Origin of the sequence: Streptomyces sp. P9(2023) (assembly GCF_032436795.1) — a bacterium.
GTDB lineage: Bacteria > Actinomycetota > Actinomycetes > Streptomycetales > Streptomycetaceae > Streptomyces.
This window is the reverse complement of sequence record NZ_JAUPWM010000037.1, coordinates 36,907-56,476: the sequence shown is the minus strand read 5'-3', so window position 1 is coordinate 56,476 and position 19,570 is coordinate 36,907. Positions and strand designations below refer to the sequence as shown.

General features: G+C 71.7%; 19 protein-coding genes. 12 read left to right on the top strand and 7 right to left on the bottom strand.

Going from position 1 to position 19,570, the window contains the following annotated elements; translation table 11 throughout:
* Positions 1–39: 39 nt before the first annotated feature.
* Positions 40–915: a hypothetical protein gene (locus tag Q5762_RS30765; RefSeq protein WP_315895558.1), complete on the bottom strand. Its 876-nt coding sequence runs from the start codon at positions 913–915 to the stop codon at positions 40–42.
* Positions 916–1,120: 205 nt separating this feature from the next.
* Here Q5762_RS30765 and Q5762_RS30760 point away from each other — a divergent pair, with 205 nt between their 5' ends.
* From Q5762_RS30760 to Q5762_RS30735, 6 genes are all read left to right on the top strand, one after another.
* A complete protein-coding gene (locus Q5762_RS30760) occupies positions 1,121–2,041 on the top strand; it encodes an LLM class F420-dependent oxidoreductase (RefSeq protein WP_315895557.1) in 921 nt (306 codons plus the stop codon).
* 14 nt (positions 2,042–2,055) lie between these two features.
* A complete protein-coding gene (locus tag Q5762_RS30755) occupies positions 2,056–2,817 on the top strand; it encodes a glucose 1-dehydrogenase (RefSeq protein WP_315895556.1) in 762 nt (253 codons plus the stop codon).
* A 98-nt stretch (positions 2,818–2,915) separates the two neighbouring features.
* Entirely contained in the window at positions 2,916–4,040 is a 1,125-nt protein-coding gene (locus Q5762_RS30750) for an LLM class flavin-dependent oxidoreductase (protein WP_315895555.1), read from the top strand.
* Between the two features lie 627 nt (positions 4,041–4,667).
* Positions 4,668–6,401, top strand: coding sequence for a D-aminoacylase (locus Q5762_RS30745; protein ID WP_315895554.1), 1,734 nt, complete (start codon positions 4,668–4,670; stop codon positions 6,399–6,401).
* A complete protein-coding gene (locus tag Q5762_RS30740) occupies positions 6,398–7,858 on the top strand; it encodes an aldehyde dehydrogenase family protein (protein WP_315895553.1) in 1,461 nt (486 codons plus the stop codon). The genes Q5762_RS30745 and Q5762_RS30740 overlap by 4 nt, the downstream gene beginning before the upstream one ends.
* Before the next feature lie 302 nt (positions 7,859–8,160).
* Positions 8,161–9,732 carry an APC family permease gene (locus tag Q5762_RS30735; RefSeq protein WP_315895552.1) on the top strand — a complete coding sequence of 524 codons (1,572 nt, stop codon included), beginning with the start codon at positions 8,161–8,163 and terminating at the stop codon, positions 9,730–9,732.
* A gap of 85 nt (positions 9,733–9,817) precedes the next feature.
* On the opposite strand, the gene Q5762_RS30730 is transcribed toward Q5762_RS30735, so the two are convergent.
* Positions 9,818–10,039, bottom strand: coding sequence for a hypothetical protein (locus Q5762_RS30730; protein ID WP_315895551.1), 222 nt, complete (start codon positions 10,037–10,039; stop codon positions 9,818–9,820).
* A gap of 75 nt (positions 10,040–10,114) precedes the next feature.
* Between Q5762_RS30730 and Q5762_RS30725 the strand changes: the two genes are divergently transcribed.
* Positions 10,115–10,609: a GNAT family N-acetyltransferase gene (locus Q5762_RS30725; RefSeq protein WP_315895550.1), complete on the top strand. Its 495-nt coding sequence runs from the start codon at positions 10,115–10,117 to the stop codon at positions 10,607–10,609.
* Here Q5762_RS30725 and Q5762_RS30720 read toward each other — a convergent pair.
* The 3 genes from Q5762_RS30720 to Q5762_RS30710 all read right to left on the bottom strand — a co-directional run bounded on the left by Q5762_RS30720 (position 10,581) and on the right by Q5762_RS30710 (position 12,457).
* Positions 10,581–11,057, bottom strand: coding sequence for a carboxymuconolactone decarboxylase family protein (locus tag Q5762_RS30720; RefSeq protein WP_315895549.1), 477 nt, complete (start codon positions 11,055–11,057; stop codon positions 10,581–10,583). The genes Q5762_RS30725 and Q5762_RS30720 overlap by 29 nt on opposite strands.
* 181 nt (positions 11,058–11,238) lie before the next feature.
* Positions 11,239–11,997, bottom strand: a complete 759-nt coding sequence (locus tag Q5762_RS30715) for a GNAT family N-acetyltransferase (protein WP_315895548.1) — start codon at positions 11,995–11,997, stop codon at positions 11,239–11,241.
* Between the two features lie 13 nt (positions 11,998–12,010).
* Positions 12,011–12,457, bottom strand: coding sequence for a nuclear transport factor 2 family protein (locus tag Q5762_RS30710; RefSeq protein WP_315895547.1), 447 nt, complete (start codon positions 12,455–12,457; stop codon positions 12,011–12,013).
* A 73-nt stretch (positions 12,458–12,530) separates the two neighbouring features.
* Here Q5762_RS30710 and Q5762_RS30705 point away from each other — a divergent pair, with 73 nt between their 5' ends.
* On the top strand, positions 12,531–13,064 hold the full coding sequence (locus Q5762_RS30705) for a GNAT family N-acetyltransferase (protein WP_315895546.1): 534 nt from the start codon (positions 12,531–12,533) through the stop codon (positions 13,062–13,064).
* Positions 13,065–13,128: 64 nt separating this feature from the next.
* Here the strand turns inward: Q5762_RS30705 and Q5762_RS30700 are convergent, their stop codons facing one another.
* Complete coding sequence (locus Q5762_RS30700) at positions 13,129–14,604, bottom strand: CehA/McbA family metallohydrolase (protein ID WP_315895545.1); 1,476 nt, start codon at positions 14,602–14,604, stop codon at positions 13,129–13,131.
* Positions 14,605–14,705: 101 nt separating this feature from the next.
* On the opposite strand from Q5762_RS30700, the gene Q5762_RS30695 reads away from it, so the two are divergent.
* Entirely contained in the window at positions 14,706–15,539 is an 834-nt protein-coding gene (locus Q5762_RS30695) for an LLM class F420-dependent oxidoreductase (protein WP_315895544.1), read from the top strand.
* Between the two features lie 12 nt (positions 15,540–15,551).
* On the opposite strand, the gene Q5762_RS30690 is transcribed toward Q5762_RS30695, so the two are convergent.
* Positions 15,552–16,229, bottom strand: coding sequence for a hypothetical protein (locus Q5762_RS30690; protein WP_315895543.1), 678 nt, complete (start codon positions 16,227–16,229; stop codon positions 15,552–15,554).
* Positions 16,230–16,386: 157 nt separating this feature from the next.
* Here Q5762_RS30690 and Q5762_RS30685 point away from each other — a divergent pair, with 157 nt between their 5' ends.
* The 3 genes from Q5762_RS30685 to Q5762_RS30675 all read left to right on the top strand — a co-directional run bounded on the left by Q5762_RS30685 (position 16,387) and on the right by Q5762_RS30675 (position 19,557).
* On the top strand, positions 16,387–16,731 hold the full coding sequence (locus Q5762_RS30685; protein WP_315895542.1) for a hypothetical protein: 345 nt from the start codon (positions 16,387–16,389) through the stop codon (positions 16,729–16,731).
* A complete protein-coding gene (locus tag Q5762_RS30680) occupies positions 16,728–16,886 on the top strand; it encodes a hypothetical protein (protein ID WP_315895541.1) in 159 nt (52 codons plus the stop codon). Before Q5762_RS30685 ends, Q5762_RS30680 begins: the two co-directional genes overlap by 4 nt.
* Before the next feature lie 70 nt (positions 16,887–16,956).
* The gene (locus Q5762_RS30675; RefSeq protein WP_315895540.1) at positions 16,957–19,557 is read left to right on the top strand and encodes a bifunctional FO biosynthesis protein CofGH; all 2,601 of its coding nucleotides are present in this window, start codon (positions 16,957–16,959) and stop codon (positions 19,555–19,557) included.
* Positions 19,558–19,570: the final 13 nt, after the last annotated feature.

The window sequence follows — 19,570 nt, the reverse complement described above, 5'->3', positions numbered from 1 at the left end:
CCGCCCCCGTCGTGGGGTGCGGCCGCTCCGTCGTGCGGGTCAGCCGAAGCGGACCGACGAGACCGTGTTGTCGAAGCCGATCGACGCGAGGTCGGCGACGTTGCCGCTGACCGACTTCGACGTGCCCTTGCAGTCCTTCTCCGTCCAGATCTTCACCGTGCCGCTCGCCTGGAGCGAGGACGCGCGGTTGTCGCGGCCCACGTTCTGGCAGCCCGAGCCTGCCAGGCCCTCGGACGGGTCGCCGAAGTTCGTCTCGTCGGAGAGCGTGACGCTGCTGTTCCCGCCGGCGGGCGCGGTGGCGCCGCCCGCCTTCCTGCCGTCCGGGGTCACGCCGAACCAGGTGCCGCCGACGCCCTGCCCGTTGGTGTCGCCGGGGCGCAGGTCCTTGTTGAAGCGGTAGACCGGCCAGCCACCGACGGTGACCTGGAGGTTGCCGTCGTCCCGCTTGACCACGCCGACGTCGGACTTCCGCACGCCGTCGATGAAGATCCGCCCGCCGGGCTTGACGACCACCGGGGGCCAGGTGGTGGCGCAGGCGTCGTTGCAGGTGGACTTGGACGGGTTGGCGGTGTCGTTGTCGAAGCGGTAGAGCGTGAAGCCCGCGCCGTTGACGACGACCGGGTCGAGCGCGCCCGCCAGGGCCGCGCTCAGCTGGACCCACTTCTGCGGCGTGCGGGGCGCGTTCGCCCAGTCGCCGGTCTTCGGCTGCGCCTTGTTCTGCTTCGCCGTGCCGCTGAGGAAGTCGAACTCGGAGGCGGCCGAGGGTGCTGCCTCCTGTGCGGCCGAGGGCGCCGCCCCCTTGTCGGCGGCCTTGTCGGCGGCCTTGTCCTCCGTGGTGCCACCGCCGCAGGCGGTGAGCAGCAGGGCGGCCGTGGCGGTGACGGCGGCGATCGTTCCGAAGCGCGTGATCTTCATGGTTCCCCCTGGGTGATGTGGTGTGCGCTGCCTTCGCGGGGGAGTACGGGGGCGGCGGCGCGGGTCACTCAGCCGGTAGTCGGCCGGTTACGCGTCCGGGACATGGCCGGGACGGTTCCGGCACCAGGTCCCGACGCACCCCTTGTCTGATGAACCGTCAGACGTAAGCATGTGACGAACCGTCAGCTCCAGAGGGGATCCCACCATGGTCGTCTACGGGATGCAGCTCCCGGTCCAGTCGCAGAGCACCCTCTACGCCGAGGGGTGGGAGGCCGACGCGGGCCCCGCAGACCTGCTGGAGATCGCCCGCGTCGCCGACCGCAGCGGCTTCGACTACATCGCGAGCTGCGACCACGTCGCCATCCCGCGCCGTCTCGCCGGGCCCATGAGCACCATCTGGTACGACCCGGTCGCCACGCTCTCCTTCCTGGCGGCCGCCACCGAGCGCGTCCGGCTGCTCTCGCACGTCGCCGTCGTCGGGCTGCGCCACCCGCTGGTCACCGCGAAGGCGTACGCGACCCTCGACCACCTCTCGGGCGGGCGCCTGGTCCTCGGGGTCGGGGCCGGGCACGTGCAGGAGGAGTTCGAGGCCGTGGGTGCCGACTTCGCGGGCCGTGGGGGCGTACTGGACGAGACCATCGACGCGCTCCGGGCGGCGCTCGGCCCGGAGGAGTACCCGGAGCACGCGGGCGAGCGGTTCGCCTTCAAGGGCCTCGGGCAGCGGCCCCGGCCCGCCCAGGAGCGGGTGCCGGTCTGGGTCGGCGGCTCCTCGCCGGCCGCCGTGCGCCGGGCCGCGCTCAAGGGCGACGGCTGGCTTCCGCAGGGCGACCCGAGGGAGAAGCTCGCCGCGCAGATCGCCCGGTTGAAGGCGCTGCGGGCCGACGCCGGCATCACCGACCCGATCACCGTCGGCGCCATCACCGAGGCGCTGTACGTCGGCGACGCCGGCTGGGAGGTCGGGCGGCGCACGCTGACCGGCAAGCCGGCGGCCCTCGCCGAGTCGCTGCGCGCGTACGGCGCGATGGGCGTGCACCAGATCCAGGTCCGGTTCCGCTCCCGGAGCCGTACCGAACTCACCGATCAGATGGCGGCGTTCGCCGCCGAGGTCGCCCCCCACCTGAGCTGAGGAGTTGGACCGACATGGGCAAGCTGGACGGGCGCGTCGTCGTCGTCACGGGCGCGGCGCGCGGGCAGGGCGAGCAGGAGGCGCGGCTCTTCGCCGCCGAGGGGGCGCGGGTCGTCCTCGGGGACGTACTGGACGCGCAGGGCGAGGCGTTGGCCAAGGAGCTGGGGGAGGAGCAGGCCGTCTACGTCCACCTCGACGTCACGAGCGAGGAGGACTGGGCGGCGGCGGTGGCCTTCGCGAAGGAGCGCTTCGGGCGGATCGACGGGCTGGTGAACAACGCGGGGATCCTCCGCTTCAACGAGCTGGTGTCGACGCCGCTGGAGGAGTTCCAGGCGATCGTCTCGGTCAACCAGGTGGGCTGCTTCCTGGGGATACGTACGGTGGCGCCCGAGATCGCGGCGGCCGGCGGCGGGACGATCGTCAACACCGCCTCGTACACGGGTATGACGGGCATGGCGGGCGTCGGCGCGTACGCGGCCACCAAGCACGCCGTGCTCGGGCTCACGCGCGTCGCGGCGCTGGAGCTGGCGGCGAAGGGGATCCGGGTCAACGCGGTCTGCCCGGGGGCGATCGACACCCCGATGAGCAACCCGGAGGGCGTCGACCCGGAGGCGACGGCGGGGCTGTACCAGAAGCTCGTGCCGATGGGGCGGATCGGGAAGCCGGAGGAGGTGGCGGCGCTCGCGCTCTTCCTGACGGCCGACGACTCCTCGTACATCACGGGGCAGCCGTTCGTGATCGACGGTGGGTGGCTGGCGGGCGTGGCGCTGTTCTGACGAAGCGTCAGGTATTGACGCACCCGCCAGGCGGTGCGAAAGTCGGGCACATCGAGAATCTGACGGAACGTCAGAAACAACGAGGACGGTGAACCCCCTTGGAATTCGGGATCTTCGTACAGGGATACGTCGGTAAGCGGGCCGAGACCGATCCCGAGGCCGAGCACAAGGCGCTGATGGAGGAGACCGAGTACGTCATCCAGGCGGACAAGTCCGGGTTCAAGTACGCCTGGGCCTCCGAGCACCACTTCCTGGAGGAGTACTCGCACCTCTCGGCGAACGACGTCTACCTGGGCTACCTGGCCCACGCCACGGACCGGATCCACCTCGGCTCCGGCATCTTCAACCCGCTCGCCCCGGTCAACCACCCGGTCAAGGTCGCCGAGAAGGTCGCGATGCTCGACCATCTCTCCCAGGGCCGCTTCGAGTTCGGCTCGGGGCGCGGGGCCGGGTCCCACGAGATCCTCGGGTTCATGCCGGGCATCACCGACATGAACCACACGAAGGAGCTGTGGGAGGAGACGATCGCCGAGTTCCCGAAGATGTGGCTCCAGGACGAGTACGTCGGCTTCCAGGGCAAGCACTGGTCCCTGCCGCCGCGCAAGGTCCTGCCGAAGCCGTACGGGAAGTCCCACCCGGCCATGTGGTACGCGGCGGGCTCGCCGGCCTCGTACGCGATGGCGGGGAAGAAGGGCCTTGGCGTGCTCGGCTTCAGCGTGCAGAAGGTCTCCGACATGGAGTGGGTCGTCGAGTCGTACAAGACGGCGATCAAGGAGGCTGTCGCGGTCGGTGACTTCGTCAACGACAACGTGATGGTCACGTCGACGGCGATCTGTGCGGAGACGCACGAGAAGGCGGTCGAGATCGCGGTGGGCGGCGGGCTCAACTACCTGCAGTCGCTGCTCTTCCGCTACCATGACACGTTCCCGCGGCCGGAGGGCATTCCGGAGTGGCCGGAGCTGCTGCCGGAGTACTCGGCGGAGATCATCGAACTCCTCATCCAGGAGGAGCTGATGATCTGCGGCGACCCGTCGGAGGTCCTCGCGCAGTGCAAGCGGTGGGAGCAGGCGGGGGCGGACCAGCTGTCGTTCGGCCTCCCGATCGGGATCTCGTACGAGGACACGATGAACTCGATCAAGCTGATCGGCGAGCACGTGATCCCGAAGATCGACACGGACCCGGTCCACCGGACGACGCGTTTCCGCGGGGCCGCGGGCGCGTAGCGGGGGGCGGCGCGATCGTGCCCGGCGTGGGGGGCGTCCCGCTTCCCGGCCCCTCCGGGTGGGGGCGTCCAGCTCCCGGCCCCACCTGGGGAGCGGTCCCGCACCCCCACCCACCCCCGTGTGGGCAATCGTCCCGCTGGGGCGATGGGGGTCCCCCTTGCTCGAGCGAAGCCGAGAGCTTGGGGGCGGGTGGGCACACGGGACGGCGCGCCATGCGGGCGCGTTCCGCACGAGAGCCCGGACCCGGACCCCGGGGCCGTTGCGCGTGCAGGGCCCTCGGGGTGGGCGTAGGTGCACGGGGCGGACGCGCCCGCCAGGGCGCCGTTCCGTTGTGCCCACCCGTTCCGCCCCAGCGGAACGAATGCCCACAACGGGGCGGGGGAGCCCACCGGAACCGTCGCCCACAACGGGGCGGGGGAGCCTCGGCGGGATCGCCGTCCACGACCGAGGGCGGAACCCTCCGCTGACCACAGCGAGTCGTGGGGACCCCCGCTCACCACCCACAAGCGCGGGGCGGTGTCTTCCCGGATCACCGTTCCGTTACCGGCCCCGGTCGGAGGCACCCGCAGCCGCGGCCGGCTGCGCAAGGCCCCCGGCCGGGGCAGTCCACGTGCTGAAGGGAACGTCATGCTCGATCACCTGATCAAGGGCGCCACCGTCGTGGACGGCACCGGCACCCCCGCCCGGATCGCCGACGTCGGCATTCGCGACGGGCGGATCGTCCTCGCCGAGGCCGGCACCCTCACAGAAGCTCGTACCACCGAGGACGCCACCGGTCTCGTCCTCGCGCCCGGGTTCGTCGACCCGCACACCCACTACGACGCCCAGCTCTTCTGGGACCCCTTCGCCACGCCCTCCATGAACCACGGCGTCACCACCGTCGCCGGCGGCAACTGCGGCTTCACCCTCGCACCGCTCCACCCGGACCGGCCCGAGGACGCCGACTACACGCGCCGCATGATGTCCAAGGTCGAGGGCATGGCCCTCAAGGCCCTGGAGGAGGGCGTGGATTGGGGCTGGTCCAGCTTCGGGCAGTACCTCGACGCCCTCGAAGGGCGGATCGCCGTCAACGCCGGCTTCATGGTCGGCCACTGCGCCCTGCGCCGGTACGTCATGGGGGAGGCCGCCGTCGGCGGACAGCCCACCCCCGAACAGCTCCAGCGGATGACCGACCTCCTGCGCCAGGCGATGGAGGCCGGCGCCTGGGGGCTGTCCACCACCCAGTCCGCCACCCACTCCGACGGCGACGGCGCCCCCGTCGCCTCCCGCCACGCCACCCCCGCCGAGCTGATCGCGCTCTCCAAAGCCGTCGGCGAACACGAAGGCACCCAGCTCGAAGCCATCCTGGCCGGCTGCCTCGACCAGTTCTCCGACGACGAGATCGACCTCTTCGTCGACATGACCGCCGCCGCCGGACGCCCGCTCAACTGGAACGTCCTCACCATCGACGCCGCCGTCCCCGAACGCGTCCCGCGCCAGCTCGTCGCCTCCGAACGCGCCCGCAAGTCCGGCGGCCGGATCGTCGCGCTCACCATGCCGATCCTCACCCCCATGAACATGTCGCTCGGCACCTTCTGCGCCCTCAACCTCATCCCCGGCTGGGGCGAGATCCTGAGCCTCCCCGTGCCGGAGCGGATCGCGAAGCTCCGCGACCCGGACGTACGCGCCGAGATGCTGCGCCGCGCCGACTCCAAGGAGGCCGGCGTCTTCCGCCGCCTCGCCCACTTCGGCCGGTACGTCATCGGGGACACGTACAGCCCCGAGAACGACGGCCTCACCGGCCGCGTCGTGAACGACATCGCGGCCGAACGCGGCCAGGACCCCTTCCAGTGCCTCGTCGAAATCTGCGCCAACGACGAGCTGAGGACGATCCTGTGGCCCATGCCCTCCGACAACGACCCGGCCTCCTGGGCGCTGCGCCGCGAGACCTGGGAGCACGAGGACGTGATGCTCGGCGGCTCCGACGCCGGTGCGCACCTGGACCGCATGTGCGGCGCCCCGTACACCACCCGCTTCCTCGGCGACTGCCTGCGCGGCCGGAAGCTCGTCCCCCTCGAACAGGCCGTGAAGATGCTGACCGACGACCCCGCCCGGCTCTTCGGGCTCCGCGAGCGCGGCCGGATCGCCGAGGGCTTCCACGCCGACCTCGTCCTCTTCGACCCCGAACGGATCGAGGCCGGCCCGGCCACCCTCGTCCACGACCTGCCCGGCGACAGCCCCCGCCTCGACTCGCGCGCGGTCGGCATCGTCTCCGTACGGGTCAACGGCGTGGAGACCATCCGCGACGACGAGGTGACCGGCGCGATCCCCGGCCGGGTGCTGCGCTCGGGCCGCGACACGAGGACGGTGTCCACAAGGTGAATCAGCAGCTCTTCATCGACGGCGAGTGGGTCGAGCCCGCCGCCGGTCACTACGAGGTCGTCAATCCGGCCACCGAGGAAGTCGTCGGGCTCGCACCCGAGGCAAGCCGCGCCCAGGTGTACGACGCTGCCGCCGCCGCCCGTGCGGCCTTCGCGACCTGGTCCCGTACGAAACCGGAGGAGCGGGCCGCGATCCTCGACCGGGCCGCCGACCTGATGGCCCGCGACGCCGAGGCGAACACGGCCCTCGCGCAGGCCGAGACCGGGGCGACGACCGGTACCGCGCGCGGGATGCAGGTCGCGGTGGGCTCCTCCCGCTTTCGGCGGTACGCGCGCGGCGCCCTGGAGCCCGTCGAGCAGGCGCTGCCGCCGCAGATCAACGAGGCCGGGCCGATGGGGAAGGCCGGGGTCTTCGGCGCGGTGGCGGTGCGCCGCCCGGTCGGTGTGGTCACCTGCATCACCTCGTACAACAACCCCTGGGCCAACCCGGCCGGCAAGATCGCCCCGGCGCTCGCCATGGGCAACACGGTCGTGGTGAAGCCGGCCCCGCAGGACCCGCTCTCCGTGTACGCGATGGCGCGGGCCCTGGCGGAGGCGGGGGTTCCGCCCGGCGTCGTCAACGTCGTCACCGGCACCGGTATCGCCGTGGGCGAGGCGGCCGTCGACTCCCCGGACGTGGACATGGTCAGCTTCACCGGCTCCACCGCCGTCGGGCAGGCGATCGGCGAGGTCTGCGGCCGGTCGCTGAAGCGGCAGCTGATGGAGCTGGGCGGCAAGGGCGCGGCGCTGGTCTTCGACGACGCCGACCTCGACTCGGCCGTCATGGGCATCGGCACCACCTTCTCCTTCTACAGCGGCCAGATCTGCACGGCCCCGACCCGGGTGCTCGCCCAGCGCGGGATCCACGACCAGCTGATCGAGAAGCTGACCGGCTACCTCGGCTTCATGAAGGTCGGCGACCCGACGGCCCCGGGCACGGTCGTCGGCCCGGTGATCTCGGCGGCCCACCGCGACCGGGTGGAGTCGTACATCGCCCTGGGGCGGAAGGAGGGGGCGACCGTGGTCGCCGGCGGTGAGCGGCCCGCCGGTGCCGGCCTGGAGCACGGCTTCTACGTCTCCCCGACCCTGCTCGCGGACTGCACGCACGACATGCGGGTGGTCCAGGAGGAGATCTTCGGCCCGGTCGTGGTGGTCGTGCCCTTCGACGACGAGGAGGAGGGCGTCGCGCTGGCCAACGACAGCGACTACGGGCTCCTCGACTACGTCTGGTCGGGGGACGTGGCCCGCGCATTCCGTATCGCGGCCCGGCTGAGGGCGGGTGGCGTCGGGGTGAACACGATCGGCCGGAACATGGAGGCGCCGTTCGGCGGCTTCAAGAAGAGCGGCGTGGGGCGGGACGTGGGGTCCTACGCCCTGCACGCGTACAGCGAGACGCAGGCGGTGGTCTGGCCCGGCTGACCCCTCAGCCCCCTCTTCCCGCGCGGCTCGGCCCCTCTTCCCGCGCAGCTCGGCCCCTCTTCCCGCGCAGCTCGGAAAATAGTTCGGGAAAATTTGAAAACGGACATTTGGGGCGCTGCTGCGGTTCCCGCATACCGGACAGTTTTTGAGGCACCTAACGATCGGTCGGCGTGACTGCGTGGTCGATCTTTCAATCAATGCCAAGATGGTGTTGTCGCCCTGTTAATTCAAGGTGAAGATCGACCAAAGTCCCGGACTTTCGTCCTCCGGATGTGGAAACCGCAGCACTTAACGTCCTGTTCATGACTCAGGTGGAAGCACGGCCCCAGGCCGGAGACACGGTAAGGGGCGTCAACGCCCCAGGCGACAACAACGGCGTGCGCAAGAAGGGCCTCGGCGGGAACTCCGTCGGGCTGATGGGCAGTGCCGTCATCGGCATCTCGACGGTCGCCCCCGTCTACTGTCTGACCTCCACGCTCGGCTCCACGGCCGGCGAGGTCGGACTCCAGATGCCCGCGATCTTCCTCGCCGGCTTCCTCCCGATGCTGCTCGTCGCCTTCGCGTACCGCGAGCTCAACCGGGTCATGCCCGACTGCGGCACCTCCTTCACCTGGACCGTGAAGGCCTTCGGCCCCAAGATCGGCTGGATGTGCGGCTGGGGCCTCGTCATCGCGACGATCATCGTGCTCTCCAACCTGGCAGGCGTCGCGACCTCCTACTTCTGGCTGCTCGCCGGTGAGATCACCGGCAGCGAGTCCATCGCCGCCCTGGACGACAACAAGGCCGTCCACATCCTCACCTGCCTCGTGCTCATCGCGGTGGCCACGGCGATCAGCTACCGCGGCATGACCGCCACGAAGGGCGTGCAGTACGCCCTCGTCGGCCTCCAGCTCGTCGTCCTCGCGCTCTTCGTCGCGATGGCCTTCCAGAAGGCCGGCAGCGGCGCCTTCGACACCGGGCTCTCCTTCTCCTGGGAGTGGATGAACCCGTTCGCCGTCCAGTCCTTCGCCGCCTTCACGGCCGGTCTGTCCCTCTCGATCTTCATGTACTGGGGCTGGGACGCCTGCATGGCGACCAACGAGGAGACCACGGGCTCCACCAAGACCCCCGGCCGCGCCGCGCTCATCGCGATGGTCGTCCTGGTCGGCTCCTACCTCGCCACCGGCGTCGCCGCGCAGATGGCCGTCGGCTCCGGCGACACCGGCCTCGGCCTGGCCAACCCGGAGACCTCCGACAACGTCTTCGCGGCCCTCGCCGGCCCGGTCATGGGCCCGGCCCTCGGCATCCTGCTCTTCGTCGCCGTCCTCGCCTCGGCGGCGGCCAGCCTCCAGACGACGTTCATCCCGGTCGCCCGCACGGTGCTCGCCATGTCGGCGTACGAGGCGCTCCCCGCCTCCTACGCCAAGGTCCACCCGCGCTTCAAGGTGCCGGGCAAGGCCACGATCGTCGCGGGTGTCGCGACCGGCGTCTTCTACACCGTGATGACCCTGGTCAGCGAGAACGTCCTGGTCGACACGATCTACGCGCTCGGCCTGATGATCTGCTTCTACTACTCGCTGACCGCGTTCGCCTGCGCCTGGTACTTCCGCAAGGAGCTCTTCCGCTCCGGCCGGGACTTCGTCTACAAGGGCCTGTGCCCGGTCCTCGGCGGCGTCCTGCTGACCGCCGTCTTCGGCAAGACGCTCTACGACATGTGGGACCCGGCGTACGGCAGCGGCTCGTCCGTCCTCGGCGTCGGCTCGGTCTTCGTGATCGGCGTCGGGCTGCTGCTCGTCGGCTTCGTGATCATGCTGGTCATGCAGCGCAAGAGCCCCGCGTTCTTCCGGGGCGAGGTGCTGACGAAGGAGACGCCGTCGCTGGTGGTGGCCGACTGACCGTCCTTCGTACGGAAGCCTGAGTCACGAAAGCCGAGGTGGCGGGACCGAAAGGGTCCCGCCACCTCGGCGTTTTCGTCCGTGCTCAGCGCCCGGGGAGGAGCCCCTCGACGGTCGCGTTGGCGGCCGGCATCCGGGCGGCGGGCCCGGCCGCCTTCGCCTGCGGGTTCAGCAGGCCGCTCAGCGGGACGACGGAGGGCAGGTTGGCGTTGCCGATGTCGGCGGTGTCGGCGACGGCCGAACCGGCGGCACCGATGCTTCCCGCGAGGGCGAGACCGGTCAGGGCTGCGGTGAGGATCTTCTTCATGCCCCGACCAACGAGCGCCACCCCCACCGGGTGGCGCCGCCTGTTCGGGTGGCGCGCTGTTCCTGGGATGCGTACATGCATACGGAGACGACGTGGTCGCTGCGCCCGGGGCGGGCGGAGGACGTGGAGCCGATGGCCGAACTCCGGGCGACGGTCATGCGCCCCGACCTGGAGCGCCTCGGCCGCTACGACGAGCACCGGGTGCGGCAGCGGCTGCGCGACGGCTTCTCACCGGAACACACCTCGGTCGTCGAGACCGACGGGGCCTTCGCCGGCTGTGTGACGCTCCGCCCGTACGGCGACGGGCCGGGGCTGTACCTCGAACACTTCTACCTGGCCCCCGAGGCCCAGGGGCAGGGCCTCGGGACGGCGGTACTGCGGGACCTGCTGGCCCGGGCGGACGAGGAGTCCCTCCCGGTACGGCTCCAGGTGCTGCGGGGCAGTGCGGCGCAGCGGCTCTACGAGCGCGAGGGGTTCGCGGTCGAGTCCGACGACCCCGTCGACGTCTTCATGGTGCGTGAGGCCGGGGTGCCGGGGGTGGTCAGAGGGCCACGCCGGCCGGCTGCCTGACGGTGACGTTGAGCCGGTTGAACAGGTTCGTGAGGCCGACCATGAGCACGATCGCGGCGAGCTGCTTCTCGTCGAAGTGGTCGGCCGCCGCGTCCCAGACCGCGTCCGGCACGGCGTCCGAGGTGTCGGCGATCCGCGTCGCGTGCTCGGCGAGCGCGAGCGCGGCCCGCTCCTCGTCGGAGAAGTACGGGGTCTCGCGCCAGGCGGCGACGGCGAACAGCTTCTCGTCGCTCACCCCGGCCTTCCGGGCGCCCTTGACGCCGTAGTCGACACAGAAGCCGCAGCCGTTGATCTGGCTGGCCCGCAGGTGCACCAGCTCCAGTGTCGACTCCGGGACACCGCCCTGGCGGGTCGCCTTCACCAGGCCCTGGATGGCCGCGCCGGCGTCCGGGAGGAGGTAGGCGGGGTTGGTCATGCGCGGGGTGATCGTGTGCGCGTGGTTCTGCATGGCGGGGGCTCCTTCAGTGGTCCGTGGGGCGTTCTCCGTCGCCTTCACAGCACTGACGGAGGGCGCGACGCGGATGTGACAGGAACCGGGGAAGTTTTTCCGGGGCCTTTTCCGGGACCGTTTTCCGAGGCCTTACGTGGCTGGTCAGGGGCCGGTCAGGCGGGGGCCGGCCAGGGGCCGGTCAGGAGGCCGCGGGCTCGGCGATCAGCGCCGTGCCGACCGTGCGGAAGCCGAGCCGACCGTAGAGCCGCGCCACGCCCTCGTCCGTCGCCGACAGGAAGACCGTCTCCACCCCGCCCGCCCGCGCGTCCGCGACCAGGGCGGCGGTCACCGCGAGGCCCAGGCCCCGGCGGCGGGCGGCCGGCAGGGTGCCGACGCCGACGACCTCCGAGACCGCGCCGACCGGCTGGTGCTGCCCGGCGGACAGGGCGGTGCCGTGCTCGTCCACGGCCGCCGCGAGCCGGGTGAGCCCCGCGTCGATCCTGGCCGACAGCTGGGCCACGACCGTGGGGCCCGGGGTGACCCCGAACGCCGCGTACGGGACGGCGGCGGCCGACGGCAGGGCGAGATCGCCGGCGCCCACGATCCGTACCGCCACACCTTCCGGTGCGGGGACCTCCGTGCCCGCGCCGTCGAGGACCATCAGCGGGTGCTCGTGCACGACGAGCCCGCTCTTCTCGACGGCCGCCCGCAGCCCCGGCGTCGTCTCCGCGACCCACTCGAACGCCTCGGGCACCCCCAGCTCCCGCTGCCTCTCCCGTACCCGCTCCACGTCGGCGAGCGGCACCTCCCCGGTGTGTCCGAGCGCGGGCCGCGCGTAGTACGGCCAGCCCTGCCCCTCCCGTACGAAGAGGGTCAGCGCGCCGAACTCCTCGGCGCGGGCGGCGGATCGGGGAACGGAGTCGTAGTACGTCTCCAGGCGGTTCAGCATGTCCGCCATCCAAGCAGCCGGGCTACGGAAGCGCAGGCGGGTTTCCTCGCGTCCAGGCGATCTTCAGATCGGCCCGGGACAGCCGCCACCCCTCGGCGGTGCGGACCAGCTCGTTCTCCGTACGCCCGCCCGAGACGAACAGCCCGCCGTCGCCGGCAAGGACGTGGGTGGAGAGCTGGTTGCCGAGCAGGGTGGCGCGGTCGCCGTCCACGTCGATCAGGTAGTTCGAGCCGACGTGCACGGTCCCCTCGAAGAGCCCCATCGCCATCCGGACGTTCGCGGCGACGGCGTCCCGCCCGCGCACGTCCCCGGCGGGGGTCGAGGTGGTGGCGTCCTCGGTGAAGAAGGCGGCCGCCCAGGTCGCGTCGAAGGCCCCGCGGTCGTCCAGGGAGCGGAGGTAGCGGTCGAAGAGGCGGGTGATGGCGGCGGTGTCGGTAGCGGTGTCAGCGGCTGCGTCTGTGGTGTTCATGCGGCGAGCCTCCTGCCTCAAGCAAGGTTGAGGTCAAGAGGAGGCGCCGGGCGCAAGCTGACAGGATGGAGCCATGACCGAGATCCGCACGCCCCGCCTCCTGCTCCGCCGCTGGACCGACGACGACCTCGTCCCCATGGCCGAGATCAACGCCGACCCCGAGGTGATGCACTGGATCGGCGACGGATCCACCCGCGATCTGGAGGAGACCGCCGAGTCCATCGAGCGCTGGGAGGAGGAGTGGGACGAGGAGGGCTTCGGGCTTTTCGCCGTCGAGCTCCTCGGCTCGGGTGAGCTGATCGGCTTCGCCGGACTCTCCGTACCGGAGTTCCTGCCCGAGGTGCTGCCCGCCGTCGAGATCGGCTGGCGGCTCGGGCGGCCTTTCTGGGGTCAGGGGTACGCCTCCGAGGCCGCGCACGCGGCCCTGGAGTTCGCGCTCCAGGACCGCGGCCTCGACCGGGTGATCTCCATCGCCCACATCTCGAACACGGCTTCCGAGAACGTCATGCGCAAGCTCGGCATGACCCCGGAGCGCGACACGACCCACCCGGTCTTCGGCACCCCGCTCCGCGTGCACGCCATCGACCTCAGCGAGTACCAGGGCTGATATTGGATCCAAGATCCAGGATCCGATGTCAAGGATCCAATATCCGATATCCAATATCCAGGATTCAGCGGGCCTGTAGGAACACCGGGTTCGTGAAGGCCACCAGCGCGCCCGGCAGGGGCGGCAGCGTCGCCGGGTGCCGTACCTCCGCCCGTACGTAGGAGGCGTACGCGGCCGTCGTCGCCCACTCCACCGGCTGCCCCGAGGCCTGCGCCGTGTGCAGCACGCCCTGGTCGGTGACGAAGCGGACCGTGGCGCCCTCCGGCGCCCCGGTCACCGCGAGCCGTACCGTCACCGGCTCGTCCGCCGGGACGTTGAGCCGCTCGCCGATCCCGGCCCGCCGCCCCCGCCCGTCCGTGACCGAGAAGTCGAGGGAGACGGCCGAGGACTCGGCGACGTACGAGCGGCCCGCGCGCAGGCCCTCCAGGATCGCCTCCCGGCTCAGCTCGTCGGCGAGGACCACGGTCTGCGGGGTGCCGACCCGGTCCGGGTCGCGGTGGGCGTCGCTGTTGCCCATCGCCGGGGTCCAGCGGCCCTTGGCGAGCGCCGCGTCCCAGCCGGCGAGGGACACCTCGTCGTCCGGGGTGTACGGGCCGTTCCACACCTCGACCGCGTCCGCGTCGCCGAAGCCGAACTTCCAGTTGCAGCCGATGCAGGTGGCGTGCGGATGCGCCGGGACGACCAGGCCGCCGGCCCGGCGGATCGCGCGGGCGAAGTGGCCGAAACGGTTCTCCCGTGCCCGGTAGCGCCAGTCCACGAACGTGCCCGGGTCCGTGCCGAGCGCCAGGACGTGACCGTTGCGGGTGGTGACCTCCTCGCCGAGGAGGATCAGCAGGTCGTCCCCGGCGAGCTCGGCCCACGCGCCGTGCCCGGCGTGGGTGTTGTGCTCGGTGGTGGTGAGGAAGTCGAGCCCGGCGGCGCGCGCGAGCGCGGCGACCTCGGCGGGCGTGCGGCGGCCGTCCGAGTACACGGTGTGCAGATGGCTGTCGCCCCGGTACCAGGCACGGCCGCGCCCCTTGGCCCGCTCGGGCGGGTACACGGGCTTCACGACGGGCAGCGAGGCACCGAACCGGAGGGTGACGGTCACGGAGTACGTGAGTCCCTGCGGTGCCACGGTGTACGGCGCGACCACGACGAACCACCTGCCGGCCTTCAGCGGCCCGGCGACATAGCCGGGCGTCGCCTCGTCGGTGCGCAGGAAGAACTCCTTGCGCGCACCGCCCGACCAGCCCCGGAAGCCCTCGCCGCCGAGCTCGGTGCCGCGCTGGTCGAAGATGCCGATGTCGAGGGCGTTGCCCTGCGTGCCGACGGGGACGGCGGGCCGCTCGTACGCGTACGAGACATGGATCTCGCGCACGCCGCGCGGGATCTCGACCGGGAGGTAGACGTAGTCGGGGGAGCCGGGCGGCAGCGTGCCGCCGACGGTCTCGGTGCGGTCACCCCCAGGGGTGTCGGCCGCGTGGGCGAAGCTCACGCTTCCCAAGGTAAGGGCGGAGGCGACGCTCGTCGTCAGGAGCGTTCGTCGGGTCGGTTCGCTCATGTCGGGCACCCTGGTAGTAGGGCGTGAACTCCCGGACAACGCAAGGAGCCTGACGCGTCGCACCTCTCGGAAATCCCCGCTCCACCGCCTACCGTGCCGTTATGCGGATCTCGACCACGATCTTCCTGACCGACGAGACCATCACACCCGTGCGGCTCGCGCGCGAGCTGGAGCAGCGGGGCTTCGCCGGCCTCTACCTCCCCGAGCACACCCACATCCCCGTGGAACGGACCACGCCCTACCCGGCGGCGGGCGACGAGCTGCCGCCCGAGTACGGCCGTACGCTCGACCCGTTCGTCGCCCTCGGCCAGGCCTCCGCCGTCACCGAGCGGCTCGTCCTCGGCACCGGCGTCACGCTGATCACCGAGCACGACCCGATCGGTCTGGCCAAGCAGGTCGCCACCCTCGACCACCTCTCGGGCGGGCGCTTCACCCTCGGCGTCGGCTTCGGCTGGAACAAGGAGGAGGCCGCCGACCACGGCGTGGAGTGGGCGACGCGGCGCGAGCTGAGCCGCGAGCGGATGCGGGTGATGCGGGCGCTGTGGGAGGCCGAACCGACGGCGTACGAGGGCGGGTTCGGGGTGTCGGTACGGGCGTCGTACGCGTACCCCAAGCCGGCCGGCGGCGCCCCGCGCACCCTGCTCGGCGGGGCGGCGGGCCCGAAGCTCTTCGGCCACATCGCCGAGTACGGGGACGGCTGGATGCCGATCGGCGGGCGCGGCCTGACGCAGTCGATGCCGGTGCTCCAGGAGGCCTGGGAGCAGGCGGGCCGCGACCCGAAGTCCCTCCAGGTCGTCCCCTACGGGGTCCTCCCGAACCCGGGGAAGCTCGCGCACTACGCGGAGCTGGGGTGCGAGGAGGTCGTGCTGCAGCTGCCGCCGGGGGAGGAGGCGGAGGTCCTGAGCGTCCTGGACGAGTACGCCCAGTACCTCTGAGGGGTTCTGCGGTCACGTCAGGGTCGGCGGCTTCAGGTTCTGGACGGCGTCGTCGCCGCCGACGCCGGACGGGTTGTAGGCGCAGGACATGGCGGTGAACCCGTCGAGGGTCTGCCAGTGGGACCACCAGGTGACGACGATCCGCTCGGAGTCGGGGTCGTCCTCGTCGCGCCGGGCGCGCAGGACCCAGTCGTCGCCGCTCGCGCTGAAGTGGGTGACGTCCCAGCCGGCCTTCTCCACGTGGGCGCGGAGGCGGCGCAGCGCGGGCATGCCCTCGTCCTCGGAGACGCCGGCGATGCGCCAGTTGTGCCCGAGCCGGTAGGAGCCCTCGACGGGCTCGTCGGCGATGGACTCCAGGCCGGTCGGGTAGCAGGTCTCGGCGGAGACCGTGTTCTCGGCGGCGTGGTTGTCTCCGCCGGATATGACCGGCGGCAGCTCGCCCCCGATCCCGGCGACGTCGTACAGCTCCTGAGTCCGCGCGCCGGCCCGCTGGGCCATGACGTCCGGGGCGACCTCGGGATACCCCTCGCCGGTCCCCCGCTCGACGGCGTACACGACGACGAGCCCGACGACGATCAGGACGGGCAGCGCGACGGCCGCGACCACCACGAAGAAGGCACCCCGCAGGGCACTCCGCAGCACGGCCGCCCGGGGCTCGGTCACGTCGTCCATCAACTCGCCGTTCGTCATGATCACGACGGTAGGGCCGGGGGTGGCGGCCGGGTATGCGCGGGAGACCTCAGACGGGCTGGGTGCGGGTACTCAGAGGCCACGGAGGTTCTGCCGGACTCGCGGCATGGGTGAGTCGACGCACGCTCCCGGCGAGGGGCCCACGCACACCAGGTCCGTGTCCATCCAGGTCGAGCAGGCCGTCCAACGTCAGATCGAGCGAGACACCCTCGCCGAACTGGTCGCGGCGAACGAGGAGCTCCACGACCCGCTGACGGCCGAGGAGATCGAGGCGGCCCGGGCGGAGCTGCGCGAGGCGCGGCGCCGCGCGGCGGATGAGCGCGGCGACGCGGAGAAGCCCCCGCGCGCGGCGCCGGCCGAGAACACGGCCCGCCTGCTCGCCGCGCTCCTCGCGGCCGACGAGGGTGCACGGGCGATGGCGCGAGCGCTCTCCGCGGTCCTTCCTCAGGTGTCCTCTCCGCCGAGGAGCTCAGGGAGTTCGTCCAGGAGCTCATCGACGTGACGTACGACGCCGTGCAGGCGGACGTCCACGCGAACCTGCACCGGACGGTCGTGGAGTGGCGTGCGACGGCGCGCATCCTCGCCGACCCTGCTCTGACGGAGACGCTCACCCGAGCGCTACCGGACGAGGGCCACGGCGAGGTGTTCGCGCCGTGAACCCCACGTGCGGGGGTCCGAGTGCTCAGGGGGAGGTCCGGGTTCGGGAGGGCACTCGTATGCTCGGTTCATGACGGATCAGCAGCCCGAACGGCCCGGACAGGCAGGACCGCCCACCGAGAGCGCCATGCGCCGTGCCCTCAGGCGGGCCAGGGACGGGGTGGCGCTCGATGTCGGTGAGGCCGCCGTGCTGCTCCAGGCGCGGGGCGCCGATCTGGAGGACCTCGCCGCGTCCGCCGCGCGCGTGCGCGACGCCGGGCTCGCGGCCGCCGGGCGGCCCGGGGTCATCACGTACTCGAAGAGCGTGTTCATCCCGCTCACCCGGCTCTGCCGGGACACCTGCCACTACTGCACCTTCGTCACCGTCCCCGGCAAGCTGCGCCGCGCAGGCCACGGGATGTTCATGTCCCCCGACGAGGTCCTCGACATCGCCCGCCGCGGCGCCGAACTCGGCTGCAAGGAAGCCCTGATCACGCTCGGCGACAAGCCCGAGGCCCGCTGGCCCGAGGCCCGCGAGTGGCTCGACGCGCACGGGTACGACGACACCCTCGCGTACGTACGGGCCATGGCGATCCGGATCCTCGAAGAGACCGGACTGCTGCCCCACCTCAACCCGGGCGTCATGTCCTGGACCGACTTCCAGCGGCTCAAGCCCGTCGCTCCCTCCATGGGCATGATGCTGGAGACGACCGCGACCCGGCTCTGGAGCGAGCCCGGCGGGCCCCACTACGGTTCCCCCGACAAGGAGCCGGCCGTCCGGCTGCGGGTCCTGGAGGACGCCGGGCGCTCCTCCGTCCCCTTCACCAGCGGGCTGCTCATCGGGATCGGCGAGACGTACGAGGAGCGGGCCGACTCGCTCTTCGCGCTGCGCCGCGTCTCCCGCGCCTACCACTCCATACAAGAGCTGATCATCCAGAACTTCCGCGCCAAGCCGGACACGGCGATGCGCGGGATGCCGGACGCCGAACTCGACGACCTGATCGCCACGATCGCCGTCGCCCGGCACATCATGGGCCCCTCCGCCTGCCTCCAGGCCCCGCCGAACCTCGTCGACGAGGAGTACGGCCGGCTCATCGGCGCCGGGATCGACGACTGGGGCGGGGTCTCCCCGCTCACCATCGACCACGTCAACCCGGAGCGGCCCTGGCCGCAGATCGACACCCTCGCCGAGAAGTCCCGCACGGCCGGCTTCGAGCTGCGCGAACGGCTCTGCGTCTACCCGGAGTTCGTCGGCCGCGGCGAGCCCTGGCTCGACCCCCGCCTCCTGCCGCACGTCCGCGCGCTCGCCGACCCGGAGACCGGCCTCGCCGACCCCGACGCGACCGTACGCGGCCTGCCCTGGCAGGAGCCGGACGAGGCGTTCACCGCGGCGGGCCGCACCGACCTCCACCGTACGATCGACACCACCGGCCGTACCCACGACCGCCGCGAGGACTTCGACGAGGTCTACGGCGACTGGGACGCGCTCCGCGAGGCCGCGGCCCCCGGCATGGTCCCGCAGCGCATCGACACCGACGTACGGGCCGCGCTCGCGACCGCCGCCGACGACCCGACGAAGCTCACCGACGACGAGGCCCTCGCCCTGCTGCACGCCGACGGCCCGGCGCTCGACGCGCTGACCCGGATCGCCGACGACGTACGGAAGTCGGTGGTCGGCGACGACGTCACGTACATCGTCACGCGGAACATCAACTTCACCAACGTCTGCTACACCGGCTGCCGGTTCTGCGCCTTCGCCCAGCGCCGCACGGACGCCGACGCGTACACCCTCTCCCTCGACCAGGTCGCCGACCGGGCCCAGCAGGCGTGGGAGGTCGGCGCGGTCGAGGTGTGCATGCAGGGCGGCATCCACCCGGACCTGCCCGGTACGGCGTACTTCGACATCGCGAAGGCGGTCAAGGAACGCGTGCCCGGCATGCACGTGCACGCCTTCTCGCCGATGGAGGTCGTCAACGGCGCGACGCGGACCGGTCTTTCGATCCGCGAGTGGCTGACGGCGGCGAAGGAGGCCGGGCTCGACTCGATCCCCGGCACGGCCGCCGAGATCCTCGACGACGAGGTCCGCTGGGTCCTCACCAAGGGCAAGCTGCCGACGGCCACCTGGATCGAGGTCATCACCACCGCCCACGAGCTGGGCATCCGGTCCTCGTCCACGATGATGTACGGGCACGTGGACCAGCCCCGGCACTGGCTCGGCCACTTCCGCACCCTGGCCCGCATCCAGCAACAGACCGGCGGCTTCACCGAGTTCGTGACGCTGCCCTTCATCCACACCAACGCGCCGGTCTACCTCGCGGGCATCGCCCGCCCCGGCCCGACGGTGCGCGACAACCGCGCGGTCATCGCCATGGCCCGGCTTCTCCTCCACCCGCACATCCCCAACATCCAGACCAGTTGGGTGAAGCTCGGCGCGGACGGCGCCGCCGAGATGCTCCGCTCGGGCGCCAACGACCTCGGCGGCACGCTCATGGAGGAGACCATCTCCCGCATGGCGGGCTCCAGTTACGGCTCGTACCGCTCGATCAGGGATCTGGTCGCCATCGCGGACGCGGCGGGCCGGCCGTCCCGCCCCCGCACGACGCTGTACGGCGAGGTCCCGGAGGAGAGGGTCCGCGCGGCGACCGCCTCGGACGGGCACCTGCCGGAACTGCTGCCGGTGCTGGGGGACTGAGGCGCCCGGAGGG